The sequence below is a fragment of the Arthrobacter sp. 05L45_2 genome (assembly GCF_056397525.1).
Genome location: NZ_JBFTNO010000062.1, coordinates 1 through 14,160, shown reverse-complemented (window position 1 = coordinate 14,160; position 14,160 = coordinate 1). Strand labels below are relative to the sequence as shown.

At 68.0% G+C, this 14,160-nt stretch carries 13 protein-coding genes and 1 pseudogene; 8 read left to right on the top strand and 6 right to left on the bottom strand.

Translation table 11 applies throughout. The features are described 5' to 3' along the window. Window positions 1-103: 103 nt before the first annotated feature. The 5 genes from AC1DHD_RS07100 to AC1DHD_RS07080 all read left to right on the top strand — a co-directional run bounded on the left by AC1DHD_RS07100 (window position 104) and on the right by AC1DHD_RS07080 (window position 5,953). Window positions 104-2,473, top strand: coding sequence for a glycosyltransferase family 2 protein (locus AC1DHD_RS07100; protein WP_476879041.1), 2,370 nt, complete (start codon window positions 104-106; stop codon window positions 2,471-2,473). Between the two features lie 72 nt (window positions 2,474-2,545). Beyond that, window positions 2,546-2,968 (top strand): DUF7793 family protein, encoded by a 423-nt coding sequence (locus AC1DHD_RS07095; RefSeq protein WP_476879040.1) that lies wholly within the window; start codon window positions 2,546-2,548, stop codon window positions 2,966-2,968. Between the two features lie 68 nt (window positions 2,969-3,036). Beyond that, window positions 3,037-4,995, top strand: coding sequence for an ATP-binding protein (locus tag AC1DHD_RS07090; RefSeq protein ID WP_476879039.1), 1,959 nt, complete (start codon window positions 3,037-3,039; stop codon window positions 4,993-4,995). A gap of 58 nt (window positions 4,996-5,053) precedes the next feature. Then, on the top strand, window positions 5,054-5,443 hold the full coding sequence (locus AC1DHD_RS07085) for an ArsR/SmtB family transcription factor (RefSeq protein ID WP_476879038.1): 390 nt from the start codon (window positions 5,054-5,056) through the stop codon (window positions 5,441-5,443). A 12-nt stretch (window positions 5,444-5,455) separates the two neighbouring features. Continuing rightward, window positions 5,456-5,953: an SRPBCC family protein gene (locus AC1DHD_RS07080; RefSeq protein ID WP_476879037.1), complete on the top strand. Its 498-nt coding sequence runs from the start codon at window positions 5,456-5,458 to the stop codon at window positions 5,951-5,953. Between the two features lie 72 nt (window positions 5,954-6,025). On the opposite strand, the gene AC1DHD_RS07075 is transcribed toward AC1DHD_RS07080, so the two are convergent. Both AC1DHD_RS07075 and AC1DHD_RS07070 read right to left on the bottom strand, forming a co-directional pair. Further along, entirely contained in the window at window positions 6,026-6,565 is a 540-nt protein-coding gene (locus AC1DHD_RS07075; RefSeq protein ID WP_476879036.1) for a TspO/MBR family protein, read from the bottom strand. Between the two features lie 65 nt (window positions 6,566-6,630). After that, complete coding sequence (locus tag AC1DHD_RS07070) at window positions 6,631-7,443, bottom strand: hypothetical protein (protein WP_476879035.1); 813 nt, start codon at window positions 7,441-7,443, stop codon at window positions 6,631-6,633. A gap of 140 nt (window positions 7,444-7,583) precedes the next feature. Here AC1DHD_RS07070 and AC1DHD_RS07065 point away from each other — a divergent pair, with 140 nt between their 5' ends. The 3 genes from AC1DHD_RS07065 (at window position 7,584) to AC1DHD_RS07055 (ending at window position 10,841) form a co-directional block, all read left to right on the top strand. After that, a complete protein-coding gene (locus AC1DHD_RS07065; protein WP_476879034.1) occupies window positions 7,584-9,272 on the top strand; it encodes a long-chain-fatty-acid--CoA ligase in 1,689 nt (562 codons plus the stop codon). Window positions 9,273-9,274: 2 nt separating this feature from the next. Then, window positions 9,275-10,153 carry an MBL fold metallo-hydrolase gene (locus AC1DHD_RS07060; RefSeq protein WP_476879033.1) on the top strand — a complete coding sequence of 293 codons (879 nt, stop codon included), beginning with the start codon at window positions 9,275-9,277 and terminating at the stop codon, window positions 10,151-10,153. A gap of 91 nt (window positions 10,154-10,244) precedes the next feature. Further along, window positions 10,245-10,841 carry a DnaJ family domain-containing protein gene (locus tag AC1DHD_RS07055; RefSeq protein WP_476879032.1) on the top strand — a complete coding sequence of 199 codons (597 nt, stop codon included), beginning with the start codon at window positions 10,245-10,247 and terminating at the stop codon, window positions 10,839-10,841. A 23-nt stretch (window positions 10,842-10,864) separates the two neighbouring features. On the opposite strand, the gene AC1DHD_RS07050 is transcribed toward AC1DHD_RS07055, so the two are convergent. From AC1DHD_RS07050 to AC1DHD_RS07035, 4 genes and pseudogenes are all read right to left on the bottom strand, one after another. Then, window positions 10,865-11,506 (bottom strand): NADPH-dependent F420 reductase, encoded by a 642-nt coding sequence (locus tag AC1DHD_RS07050; protein WP_476879031.1) that lies wholly within the window; start codon window positions 11,504-11,506, stop codon window positions 10,865-10,867. A gap of 57 nt (window positions 11,507-11,563) precedes the next feature. Beyond that, on the bottom strand, window positions 11,564-11,881 hold the full coding sequence (locus tag AC1DHD_RS07045; RefSeq protein ID WP_476879030.1) for a DUF6221 family protein: 318 nt from the start codon (window positions 11,879-11,881) through the stop codon (window positions 11,564-11,566). Window positions 11,882-12,008: 127 nt separating this feature from the next. After that, entirely contained in the window at window positions 12,009-13,883 is a 1,875-nt protein-coding gene (locus AC1DHD_RS07040) for a Na+/H+ antiporter (protein ID WP_476879029.1), read from the bottom strand. 55 nt (window positions 13,884-13,938) lie between these two features. Next, a pseudogene (locus AC1DHD_RS07035) lies at window positions 13,939-14,160 on the bottom strand (ammonium transporter); the annotation flags it as partial.

The window sequence follows — 14,160 nt, the reverse complement described above, 5'->3', positions numbered from 1 at the left end:
ATGTGGGGTCGTGCGCTTATTATATGGGCAGACCGCACCGCCTAATGACGAGGCCGGCCTGAAGTGTGTCCGCTGGGGGTGCACATGATGCAGATGGGGATTTATGTCCGACCTCCTGGCCGTTTCGCGGCCTGAAGATTCCGCGGCCGACGATCAGGCCACAAAGGTCCGCAAACGGCAATGGGGAGCCGAACGGCGCTCCGAACCGCTGGCCATCGTTCATCCCGAACCATCCCGCCGGAAAATCATCCTCGGACGTGTGGGCATCGTCGTGACGGTCCTTGCGTGGGCTGGCTATGTGGTGACCACCGTGATCAGGGCCCTGATCAACGACCCCACTGCGGGATTCAGGTTCCGGGCGGAAGCCGTCTCCTACGTCATCGTCGTCACCTTCCTGACGTTCTCGGCCCTGATGTACCTGCTGGCACGCCAGGGCGCCCTCAACCGCTTCCGCGACCACCGCAGGGTTCCCCGCGGCGAACTGGACCGTCACTTCACCGATTACACGGATGCCGTCACCGTCCTTGTCCCGTCCTACGCGGAAGAGCCGCAGGTGGTCCGGGCGACGCTCTGGTCCGCGGCCCTGCAGGAGTTCCCGGACCTTTCCGTGGTGTTGCTCCTGGATGACCCGCCGTTCCCGGACAACCCCGATGAGCAGGCACGGCTGCAGGCCACCCGCGACCTCGCCGCCGGCATCACCAGAACCCTCAAGGAGCCGTCGTCCCGCCTGAACGCCGCGAGCGCGGCGTTCAACGAACGCGCCGGCAAGCTCTCAGCAGGGGCGGAACTGCCCGCCCTCATCGAGGAATACGAATATGCGGCCGGCTGGCTTGAGGGCATGGCCGAGGCCGAGCAGGTGGAGGACCACGTCGATGAGTTCTTCGTTGACCTGGTGCTGATGGGCCTGGCCCGCGAACTGCGCCTGGTCCTAACCGCGCTCTACGCTGCCCGCGCCCAGCAGACGGCCCCGGAATTACCGCGCATGCGGGAGCTCTACGCCCGGCTGACCTGGATCTTCAACGTCCGCGTCTCCACCTTCGAACGCAAGAAGTATGCGAGCCTGTCGCACGAGGCCAACAAGGCCATGAACCTCAACTCCTACCTGAGCCTGATGGGGCACCGGTGGCGGCAGGAACAGACAGCCGATGGAACTGTCCTGCGGCTGGCCGCAGACCCGGCCGCAAAGCCCGCCGCCGAGCCCGCGGCCGAGCCCGCGGCCGAGCCCGCCGCCGGGGACCTGGTCATCGCCGACAGCACCTACGTCCTGACCCTCGACGCCGACTCGCTGCTGTTGCGTGACTATTGCCTGCGCCTGGTCCACTTCCTGGAATCACCGGGCAACGAGCGGGTGGCCGTGACCCAGACCCCGTACTCCTCGTTCCGCGGCGCCCCCACCCGCATCGAACGCGTAGCCGGGGCCACGACGGACCTGCAGCACATCCAGCACYAGGGCATGACGCGCTACGGGGCGACGTTCTGGGTGGGTGCCAACGCCGTGATCCGCAAGGTTGCCCTCGAGGACATTGTGGAGGTCTCCTCCGAGGGTGGCTTCGAGGTCCGGACCTACATCCAGGACCGGACCGTCATTGAGGACACCGAATCCAGCGTGGACCTGGGCCGTGAAGGCTGGGACCTCGTGAACTACCCCGAACGGCTCAGCTACAGCGCCACCCCGCCGGACTTCGGGTCACTGGTGGTGCAGCGGCGGCGCTGGGCCAACGGCGGCCTGCTGATCCTGCCCAAACTCTGGGACACCATCCGGCACCGCCGCGGCCTCGACAAGGACGTCAGGGCCCGCGAAATCATGCTCCGCGTGAACTACATGGCGTCGCTCACCTGGGCCAGTTTCGGGCTCCTGTTCCTGCTGGCCTACCCCTATGACAGCAGGCTCCTCAGCCCGCTGGTCTTCGCCGCCGCGCTGCCCTACTTCCTGGCCATGGGCAGCGACCTGCGCGAGTCCGGGCACCGCTTCAGCGACATCTTCCGGATCTACGGGTTCAACCTGGTGCTGATGCCGGTGAACCTCGCCGGCGTGCTGAAATCCCTGCAGCAGGCCCTGACCGGTGACAAGATTCCGTTCGCCCGCACGCCCAAGGTCAAGGACCGGACGGCGGCGCCCGCGATCTACGTGATCGCGCCATACGCGATCGTCGCCTTTTCGCTGTTCACGGTCTGGCGCGATGTCCTGCAGCAAAACTGGACCAACGCGGCGTTCGCGGCCTTCAACGCGGTTATGGCCGCGTACGCCATCCGCGCCTACATGGGGATCCGGAACTCGATCGTCGATATCTTCCTGGGCGTGCTGAATTGGCTTTACGTCAAGCCGAAAGCCGCCGCGCCCGCACCTCCGCAGATCATCCCGAAGGCGCCGGAGGAGATTAACTGGGAGTCGATTCTGTACCACGGCGACCGCCGCCTTAACCGCGACCTCCGCGGTAAAGAAGACCGCCGTAAGAGGGCMGGGGTGAAGTGACGGCCCTATTTATGACAGGGTCGCTGCCGTGTTGACGAGGTGCCCGGCTTTGGCACGTTTAGAATGGGCCAAATGACGCCCGAACCACTCCTTGCCGCAGACGGTAAAAACGCCCTGCGCATTAGTGGCGGCATCCTCGAGTCGGTGTGGGTGCCCGGCTCCTTTGTCGACGTCAGCGATGCCCGCGATGCCATGCGCGCAACCAAACAACTCTGCCAGGGCAGGCAAGTGCCGATGCTCTCCGAAATGACCGACGTCGTCATCAGCGCCGCGGCCCGTTACGAGTTCGCCAAATCAGCAGACGTTATTGCCATCGCCGTCCTCGGATCGAGTGCGGTGGACCGTGTGGTGGCGGCCGCCACCAGCCGGGACACCAAGTATCCGCACGAATTCTTCACGTCCCGCGAAGCGGCCATGGCCTGGCTGGGCGCCTTTGTCCGCGGCGGGAACCCGGCGGATGCGCTCCACCTGCAGCCTGCCTCCACTACGCCCTAGGCGGTCTTCCGGCGGACTGCTAGTCTCCCCGTAAGAGGGGAAGCGGCAGTAGCGGCGAGGGAATCAGCATGACGGTTGCCCGGATCCAGGTTGACCAGCGTGTGATCGGAATCGACTCACGGCGCTTCGCCTCGGTGGAGAAGGCGCTGGTGGAACTGATCACCAACAGCGACGACAGCTACGCCCGGGCGGAAAACGCCGGAGCCGCGGTGCCGGGCCGGATCACCGTGGGCTACGAACGCCATCACACCGGGGCCGTGCTGACGGTCAGCGACCAGGCGGAGGGCATGTCCTTCGGGCAGGCCCGGCGGATCCTCAGCTACGGCGGCGCCCACAGCCCCCTGGCCCGCGGTGAAGGCGACGGCCGCGGCTACTTCGGCCGGGGCCTCAAGCAGGCCATCTTCGGGCTGGGGCACGGCTGGATCGAGACCATCCAGTCCGGCCGCTTCACCCGCATCGACGTCTTCCGGGGCGATAACGGCGGGTATCTTTACGACGACGGCGGGGAGGACCGCCGTGCCTACCCCGCCGACTACGCCCGGCTCGGGGTACCGGAGGCCCCTGCCGGCAGCGGCACCCGCGTAACGGTGGTGGTGGACAACCCCCGCGCCCGGATCACGCAGTACAACACCTTGCTGCAGTCCCTGTCCGCCAACTTCTACCTGCGCGCCGTCCTGGGCCGCCGGACAGTGGACCTGGAACACGGACAGCCCGGCTCCACGGAGCACCACACCCTGCAGGTCCGCTTCCTGGAACCGCCGGCGGAGGTGCTGCTCGGGCCGGACCGGCCCGGAACCGTCAGCTTCGACGGCGCGGACTACCCCTTCACCCTGACCCTGAAGCGGGCCGCGGACACCGAACTGACTCTCAGCGGGGACGAACGGACCAACGGCCTGGTGGTCCTGTCCGGGAAAGCTGTCCTCGACTGCCAGCTCTTCGCCTTCGAAAACCAGGTGGGGACCGAGTACCTGTTCGGCGAGGTGTCCTGTGATGCGCTGACGGGGATGCTGGGGCGGGGCCGGGCGATCATCAGCGACGAACGGGAGGGCCTGAATCCCCGGGACGCCTTCGTCGCCGCGTTCTCGGAAGCCGTCAGCGCGATGATTGCCGGCGCGGTCCAGGCCGAGAAGGAGAAACTGACGCACCTGGAGCGGGCCACCACGTCCGGCCGCGCCGCGGACATGATCGAGCATCTCCTGCGGCACATGAGCGAGGCCGCCGTCGTCGACCTCGGGCTGGCAACGTCACCGCCGCCTGGGACGGCCCCGGCGGTTGGGGACCAGCCCGCGGCACTGCGCTTCACCACGCCCTTCTACTACCGCCCGCCGGGCCATCCGTTCCACGTGTCGCTGCTTTTTGATGCCGCCCAACTGCCCGACGGCGCGACCCTGACCTTCGAGGCCGAACTGCCCGCCTCCGTGCAGATCGAACCGGTCCCGGTACCGGTCGACGTCGGCACGCTGGGCGCCGCGGACCGGCTCGAATGGGCGGTGACGGGGGAACGGCCCGGGGACCGGGGTGAACTCACCGCCCGGGCCGGCGACTTTTGGGCGCTGTGCGAGATCGTCATTGCCGAGCACGCGTCGCACCATGGTGCCGGCCAGGGTCCGCAGGGCGCCGGGGGAGGGCCGGACGCGCTGGGAGCCACGGCGCCGCTGCGGGAGGCGGCGCACAACCACAAGGCACACAGGCCAACCCGGGACCACGGCGTCGACCTCTTCACCGGCTACGAGTTCCGCAGCCTGCACAACAGCGCCGACCGGGCCGTCTACAGTCCGGCCGAACGCAAAGTCATCATCAACACCGCGGCCCCCACCGTCCAGCTGTACGTCGACGGCCGCGGGCGGTTCCGGGACTCCGCCCGGCTGTTGCTGGCCGAGCTCTTCCTGGACGTCATCGCGGACGAGCTCGCCAGGCGCCACACCGAACAGCACGGCCGGGCCGGAAACCTCGAGGCCTTCAAAGCGGCCAAGCGCGACATCATCCGCCGGTACGGCAGCGACATCCACCGCTCGTTCCTGGGGTGACCGGACTCTTTCGGGGACCCCTTGACACCCCTCCGCAAACACAATATTCTACAACCAAATGGTTGTAGATCAATGGAGTGATGAAGACGTCGACCGCCTCTTCCAGGCGTTTGCAGACACGACCCGTCGTGACATTGTGCGGCGCGTAACCGTCGGCGAGTTCTCGGTCTCCGGGCTCGCTGCGCTCTACGCCATGAGTTTCGCCGCCGTCCAGAAACACGTGGCGGTGCTGGAACGCGCTTCGCTGGTGACCAAGGAGAAGCGCGGAAGGGAGCAGATTGTGCGGGCCAACCACGACGGACTGCAAAGGGCCCGCAGGCTGCTCGATGAGTACGAGGTCATCTGGCGGCAACGGACCGAAAGGATAGCCGATTTGCTCGCCGACGGAAATCTTTATTCCGGCCAGCCAGTGGTCCGGAAGGCAGAAGACAGCGAAGCAGGGGAATAGGAAGGGTTGGACATGACCGTTACAAGTTCAGTCAAGAACCTTGAGGCATTGAGCCTCTCCATCGTCACCGAGTTCGATGCCGGCGTGGAGCGCGTCTGGCAGGTCTGGGAGGATCCGCGCCAGCTGGAGCGCTGGTGGGGCCCGCCCACCTGGCCTGCCACCTTCGAAAAGCACGACTTCGTTCCCGGCGGGGAGGCCAGCTACTACATGACCGGCCCCGGCGGGGAGAAAGCCCGCGGCTGGTGGCGCTTTGTTGCCCTCGATGYCCCGCACCGCCTTGAGTTCGACGACGGCTTCTCGGACGACAATGGCGATCCCGTGGCCGAGATGGGCACCATCCACGGTGTCGTGACGCTCGAGCCGATCGGGGACCGGACCCGGATGACCGTCCTGTCCACCTTCGAGAACGAGGACCAGATGGAGAAGATCGTCGCCATGGGCATGGAGGAGGGCATGAAGGGCGCGCTCGGCCAGGTGGACGCCATTCTTGCCGAGCACGTCAACGCCTAAACTGCGGCGGACGACGACGGCGGTGCAGCGCCGTCGTCGTCGCCTTGCGCCGCCCAGGACGCTGGCGTCGGCCTAGTTGTTCAGGGCCGCGTACAGGTTGAGGCTGGCCGAGAACACCAGCCACGAAACGTAGGGCAGCATCAGTAACCCGGCGGCGGTGCTGATCGGCCCGAAATGCAGGACGGCGAAGGTCGCAATCACGGCGTGGGCAGCGATCACCAGCAGCGCCAGCCACAGGGCGGCCGCCCCCAACATCGGGTACATGCCGAAGAACATTAGCGGCCACGACAGATTCAGCAGCAACAGGCCGGCGTAGACCCTCAGTGCCGTCCGGCGCGGGTAGCGCTGCTGCCGCCACACGAGCCACGCGGCCACGGCCATGGCCGCGTACAGCGCCAGCCAGATAGAGCTGAACATCCACCCTGGCGGGGTCCACGAGGCTTTGTCCGCGGCCGCGTACCAGGCGCCGTTGGTCCTGATCGGCAGCGAGGCCAGCAACGAGACGGCCCAGGACGCCACCAGGAAGCCGGCCAGCGCTGCGATTTGCTTTGGTAGCGGGCGGGTGCCGGAGGCAAGGGTGCCCGGGGCCATTTGATCAACGTTCAAGAGCACTGACTTACTGTGGACAACCGAGGGCCCCCGCGTCAAACTGCGACGGCGGGACGTGCGGCGGGCGATCAGGCCTGCTTGCCCAGCCGTGCCCCTGAACGCGGATCGAGGCCCTTGCCAAGAAGGTCCTGCCCGCGGAATACGTTGTTGATGTAGCTGGTGAGCCGGTCTGCCGTGGCGCGGTAATTGTCTGCATCCTTGATTTCCGCAATGGCCTGGACAAACAGGGTCCCGCTCTTGGCCGCCACCCGCAGGAACTGGATGGATCCTTTGCCCTCAATGGCCAGACGCGCAATGACGGCATAGGTAAGGCCTCCGTTGGTAAATGCGGATGCTCGCAGGTACGTTGCAGTGGCGGTGTTATTTCCGCTGGTCAGCCGCACGGGGGAGCAATCTGGGAGCTTGCTGACCGAGGAGAAGGCCAGCGACAGCAGGTCGTCGCGGTCCGCGGTGACGGCCAGGAAGACGGGTTCGGCGGACGTGCCCCTGAAGGTTCCGGCAGCCGGGGTGTTATCAGTCATGAGCGTTGCCCAGGCGAGGGTATCGGCACACTCGGCGGGTTTGATCTTCGCCCCGCCAGCGTTGAAATGGAAAAACCAGTTCTCTTTCCAGAATGTTTCACCGGACAGGACGACGGCGTGACCTCCGCCGGGATCTGAAAACACCCCCACCATCGACTCGACATCTGTCTGGGAGTACAACCGGGACGCCTTGGCCGGCACAGCCGGCGTGGGCGGGATGGTGCGAGGAGATGATGCGGCCGCGTCCGGGCTTTGTGTGCTGGCATCGGAGCTCGGCGCCTGGACGAATCCTTGCTCAGGGCCAGGGGCCGACGGCGCGCAACCTGTCAGTGCGCTCGCGGTCAAGGCGGCGGCCATCATGATGTGTCGAACCTTATGCATGTGCCACCCTTGTCCCCCAACGGTCCCCGATGTCTGCACATCCTACGGCCCGTCCGGCGAAGTGGGGCGGAAGGAGTCCGTGATTCGCCCCGGGCAGCAGTTCGCGAAATGATGTGGGCATGGAGCATACGGACCAGCAGCCCTGGGTGAAGAACTACCAGCCCGGCGTCCCTGCGGAGATTGACCTGCCCACGGAATCTCTGGTGGCCATGCTGGAGCACTCCGTGGCTGAGGCCGGAAGCGCCCCGGCGCTGGAATTCTTCGGCCGCCGGACCAGCTACACGGAGCTGGGCGAGCAGGTTGACCGGGCCGCTGAGGGGCTTCGCCGGCTGGGCGTCCGTGCCGGCGACCGGGTGGCGCTGATCCTGCCGAACTGCCCGCAGCACGTGGTGGCGTTCTACGCGGTGCTGCGCCTGGGCGCCGTCGTGGTTGAACACAACCCGCTGTACACCTCCCGCGAGCTGCGCCACCAGTTCGAGGACCACCAGGCCCGCGTGGTGATCGTCTGGGACAAGGCCGCGGCGGCCATCCGGGAGTTCCCGGCCGACGTCGAGATCGACCACGTGGTCTCGGTGAACCTGCTCGAGGCGTTCCCCGCGGCCAAGCGCCTCGCCCTGGGCCTGCCGGTGAAGAGGCTGCGCAGCACCCGGGAGTCCCTGACGGCCCCCGCCCCGGGCACCATGCCGTGGAAGCAACTCCTGGGCCACGGCCGGATCGACCCGTCGCACCCGCGGCCGGCGGTGGAGGACCTCGCGGCGATCCAGTACACCTCAGGCACCACCGGCAGGCCCAAGGGTGCGATGCTGACGCACTTCAACCTGTACGCCAACGCGCTGCAGGGCGAGGCGTGGATGGCCGGCGCGGAGTCCCGCAAGGAAATCTTCTACGCGATCCTGCCGATGTTCCACGCCTTCGGCATGACCCTTTACCTGACCTACGGCATCCGCAAACAGGCCCTGCTGGTCCTGTTCCCCACATTCGATCCGGACCTGGTGCTGGCCGCGATGAAGAAGTCGCCGGCTACCGTGTACTGCGCCGTCCCGCCGATCTACGAGCGCACGGCCATGGCCGCGAAGGAGAAGGGCATCTCGCTGCGGTCCTGCAAGTACTGCATCTCCGGGGCCATGAACCTGCCGGACCACGTGGTGGAGCTCTGGGAGTCGGTCTCCGGCGGCCTGCTGGTGGAGGGCTACGGCATGACCGAATCCTCCCCGGTGGCGCTGGGCAACCCGTTCCATCCCACCCGCCGCACCGGAACCATCGGCGTGCCGTTCCCCTCCACACTGATGAAGGTGGTCGACGTCGAAGACCCCTCAACGGAGGTCCCGCAGGGCCAGCCGGGCGAGCTCCTGATCAAGGGCCCACAGGTCTTCCAGGGCTACTGGAACAACCCGGACGAGACCGCGAAAACCCTCACCGCCGACGGCTGGCTGCGCACCGGGGACGTGGTGACCGTGGACGCGGACGGCTTCACCACCGTGGTGGACCGCGCCAAGGAACTCATCATCACCGGCGGGTTCAACGTCTCGCCCACCGAGGTGGAGGCCGTGCTGCGCCTGCACCCGGACATCAGGGACGCCGCCGTCGTCGGCAAACCCCTGGAGCGCGGCGGTGAACTGGTGGTGGCCGCCGTCGAACTCGAGCCGGGAACCGAGCTGGACGAGGAAGCCCTGCGCAGATACTGCCGCGAGCACCTGGCCGGGTACAAGGTCCCGCGCCGGATTGTCCCGATCGAGGATCTGCCGCGCTCCATGCTGGGCAAGATCCTCCGGAAGCAGGTCCGCGAACAAGTCCTGCCGGGCCTCTAAGAATGGCTTCGCCAACAGCGGTCGATTTCACCTCCGGCGTCCCCCGGCCCGGTGACCTGGAGGTGGCCTGGATTCACGGCTCCGAGTCCGCGAAGCACAACACGGACCCGGAGATCCAGGTCCACGCCTACGACGAGCACACGTTCATCCTGCGGCAGAACATGGCGGTGAACTACGAGGCACCGTTTGTGTTCCTGCTGTTCGGCAACACCCGCGCCGTGCTGATCGACACCGGCGCCACGGCCTCGGCGGAGTTCTTCCCGCTCCGCCGCGTCGTTGACGGCCTGGTCGACACCTGGCTGGCCGCCCACCCCCGCGCCGGCTACGGGCTCCTGGTCCTGCACACCCACCCGCATGGGGACCACGTCGCGGGCGACGCCCAGTTCGCCGGCCGGCCCCGGACCGAGGTGGTGGACGCCGGGCAGGATTCCGCCTGGGCATACTTTGGCTTCACCGACGACGACGGCGGTCCGGCTGAGGTGGACCTCGGCGGCCGGGTACTGCGGTGCTGGCCCAGCCCCGGCCACGACCGGGCCGCCGTCACCTTCTACGACCCGTACACCGGGTTCCTGCTCACCGGGGACACCGTCTACCCGGGCCGGCTCTACATCCATGACTGGCCGGCCTTCGTCCGCAGCATCGACGGGCTCCTGCGCTTCTGCGCCGAGCACCCGGTCAGCCACGTGCTGGGCTGTCACATCGAGATGGCCGGGGAGCCGGGCGTCGACTACCCGGTGCTCACCACTTACCAGCCCGACGAACCGCCGCTGCAGATGAGCGTGGACCAGCTCCGTGAGCTGCGCGAGGCAATCGACGTGGTGGGCGGGCGGGCCGGCCGCCACGCGTTTCCCGGCTTCGTGCTCTGCCTCGACGGGGACTGAACGGTCCACCGACCGCACTTTCGGCGGGCCGGCCAACCTGCGCATACTGGAAGCCGATCCACGAATCCGGACGGCGGAGAGGACGGTGGCCATGAGTGACGGGGGAGGCTCGGCGTTCCGGCGCCGGGTGGAACGCGCGGCCGAACTGCGCTCCATCCGGGCCAGCGGCAGCACGGTCCAGGAAAACGACGAGGTCAGCGCCGCCGAGGAAGAACTCCGGCAAAAGCGCGCCGCCGTGGACGAGGCCGCCCGCGCCGACTACCTGGTCCGCGACGCCATGGCGCAGGGCAAGTTCGACAATCTCAAATACGCGGGCAAGCCCATCCCCGGGCTGGGCGAGGCCTACGACCCCGACTGGTGGGTGAAGGGGCTGCTCCAGCGCGAGAACATCACCGGGCTTGGCCCGACGGCGATCCTGCTGCGCGGCGAGGACGCCGGACTGGACGCCCGCCTCGACGCCCAGTTCTCGGAGGCGCAGGTGCGGGAGCTCCTCACGGACTTCAATACCCGCGTCATTGACGCCCGCCGGCAGCTGCAGGGCGGGCCACCCGTCACCACCAAAACACGGGATGTCGACGCCGAGGTGGCACTCTGGCGTGAGCGGCGGGCGGCAGCGGCCGACGTCGTCGTGCCCGAGCCGGAAGCCCGGCGCCCCTGGTGGCGCCGGCTCCGGACGCGCAGGCCCTAAGGCCGCCTGGTTTGGCCGGGAGGTTAGACGGTGCGGGGAGCCTTCGCGAGGTTCTCGCGCAGTTCTGCGGCGTTCTGCCGGACCACGTAGGCCGGACGGTCACGTTCCACGCGCCAGCTTTCGGACAGCGGGCCGATGTTGACGGTGTCGAAGCCGAATTCGTCGTAGAGCCGTGTGACGAGCTCGGCGGCTTCCGGGTAGTCGCTGGCGGTGGCCAGTGCGCGGCGGTTGTCCGTTCCGGCGGGCGTGCCGTCTGTGGTGATCTGGCCGGACATGATGTGGTTGAAGCCCTTGGCGATCTTGGACTCGGGCAGGTGTTCCTGCAGGAGCCCGGAGGTGGTGGCCTCCCCGTTGTCCAGCGCCGGGAAGCGGCCGTCGCGCTCCCAGTAGTAGTTGTTGGTGTCGATGACGATCTTGCCGGCTAGCGGTTCGGCCGGGAGGTCCTTGATGTTCTTCAAGGGCACCGTGACGACGGCGAAATCGCCCGCCGCTGCTGCCTCCGCCGCCGTGAGGGCGCGTGCGCGGGGGCCCAGTTCAGCGACGAGGTCCGCCAGGGTTTCCGGTCCCCGGGAGTTGCTGATCGCGACGTCATAGCCCAGTTCCACGGCCTTCCGTGCGAGCTGGCTGCCAATGTGTCCTGCACCGATGATTCCGATAGTTGTCATACCGGGGCTAACGGCAGGACGGTCGAGGATATTTCACGGGCCGGCCCGGACCGGAGTTCATGGGTGCAACCAGTCCTGGTCGAAGTCCGGGTGCTCCAGGTAGGGCAGGGCCAGGGCCCGCAGCGAGCGTTCCATCCAGTCCAGAGACCGGGGCGCCCAGTGGGTCTCCTGGAGCGAGTCGCTGACCATGGCTGCCAGGGCCGACTGCCTTGCTGCCTCCACGACGCCGATCAGCCGCCGCTTCGCCTCGCATTCGAGGAGCAGCCGCTGCTCGTACCATTCGCCCGACTTGGAGACCGTCCGGCTGCTGAGGAGGGTCCGGGCTGCGGCCTCGTCCTCGGAAATGCGTTCGGACAAAAACTCGACAATGTCCACACAGCCGAGGGTACGCGCGGCGGCCCGGCTTGGCATTACCCGGACAGCCTGTTCCGGGTACAGCCCGCACTTATCCCGGGCTTATTCCGCGCCGCACGGGGCACGCCTAAAGGCTGCCGGGCGGGGATTAGCCGAGGAGTTCGTCCTCGTAGCACCAGCGCCAGTCCTCGCCCGGCTCGATGCTGCGCATCACCGGGTGGCCCGTGGCATCGAAATGCTTGGAGGCGTGGGTACCGGGGGAGGAGTCGCAGCAGCCCACGGTTCCGCAGGCCAGGCACATCCGGAGGTGGACCGGCGTCGTACCCTCCCGGCGGCAATCCGCGCAGAAGGGCTCGGACGGCGGCAGCGGATCCGGTGCGGACTCGAGGTGTCCGCACACGCCGCCCGGCCGGGCGATGCCCTCGCCGCCGCCCTCGGCGGCGGTGTCCAGCTCGTCCAGCGCGACGTCGAGCATGGATTCTTCAACGTCCAGCCGGTCCAGGACCTCGCTGAGGACCTCGTGGGCGTATTCGCCGCCGCGGCGCAGTTCCAGCACCTTGGCCCGTTCCGCGTCCAGCATGGCCATCCGGAGCTTGGCGTAGCGCTGGCTGGGGGTCGCGGCCTCCGAGCTGGGCCGGCCCAGGCGTTCCCAGGCGGCGAGGCCCCGCTCCTGGGTGCGCCGCTTGAGCATGGCCACCACCTCCGGCGGGTCGTCGTCGGTGCGCAGTTCCTGCAGCCGCGCCACTCCGGCGGCGGTCGCCAGTTGCATCAGGGAGGCCTGGTTCAGGGCGTCCTCGCGCCGGTCGGGGCCCTGCATCCGCAGCAGGCGCACCAGCGTGGGCAGGGTGAAGCCCTGCAGCGTCAGCGTCCCGCCGACCACCACCATCGCGGCGAGGATCAGCACGGACCGGTGCTCCAGGTCCGCGGGCAGCACAAGAACCGCGGCCAGCGTCACCACTCCGCGCATCCCCGCCCAGGACACGATCGCGGCAAACTGCCACGGCGGGGCAGGGTCGGCCCGCTGCACGGCCGGGATCAGCCGCGGCAGGTACGTCGCCGGGAACACCCAGACCGGCCGCAGGAGCAGGACCGCCAGCAGGATCACAGCGCAGCCCGCCCAGATCCGGCCGGCGCCGAGGGAGTCGTCCTGGACACCCTCGATAATGGTCCGGACCTGGAGCCCGATCAGCAGGAACACGGAGTTCTCCAGCAGGAACTGCACCGTGTTCCAGTTGCTGCGCTGGCTCAACCGGGCGGCGCCGTTGGGCATGGACGGCGCCTTGGTCCCCATAACGAGTCCAGTGACGACGACGGCCAGGACACCGGATGCGTGGATTGCCTCGGCCGGAAGGTAGGCGACGAACGGCGCCATCAACGACGTCGAGGTGTTGATCGCGACGTTGCGGATCCGCTTGCGCAGCTCGGTCAGCACGTAGGCGGCGGCCAGCCCGACCACCAGTCCGCCACCGGCCGCGAGCAGGAAACCGCCCGCGATACCGGCCGCGGACACCGTTCCGGCGATCGCGGCGATGGCGGCCCGGAGGCAGACCAGGGCGGTGGCGTCGTTGACCAGGGACTCGCCCTCGAGGATGGTGACGATCCGGCGGGGCATACCCACTTTCCGGGCGATCGCGGTAGCGGCGACGGCGTCGGGCGGGGCCACGACTGCGCCGAGGGCAATGGCGGCGGCCAGCGGGATCTCGGGGAACAGCCACCAGACCACCAGGCCGACGGTGATGGTTCCAAAGATCACGTAGCCCACCGAGAGCAGGCTGATGGCGCGCCGGTTGGAGCCGAAGTCGAAGAGCGAGGTCCGCAGCGCGGCAGCGTAGAGCAGCGGCGGCAGCAGCCCGACGAGGACCAGTTCCGGGTTCAGCTCGATGGGCGGGATGAAGGGGAGGAAGGAACCCGCGACGCCGGCCAGCACCAGCAGCAGGGGGACGGAAATGTTGAGTTTCCGGCCCAGCGCGCTTCCGGCGCATACGACGGCCACGAGGACCAGCAGTCCGAGGGCGAGTTCCATAAGGCCATTCTGTCAGGCGGCGCCGCGGGCCCGGTGCCGGGCAGTGCCGGCGGTGCTAGGCGAAGCTGTCTTCCTTCACGTGCGCGGGCGCTGCGTGGGGTGTGGCGGTCCGGACGGCGGTTCCGTGGACGGGGGTGTTGGCGTGGTGGTGGCCGAAGGGGTTGAAGCGGCTGTGCGCGAGGCCGTCGAACTCGTAGGCGGTCTCCGCGTGCTCGGAGCGGTCCACGCCGGCTACCTCGGCCTCGTGGCTGACGCGGAAGCCCATGGTCTTGTGGAT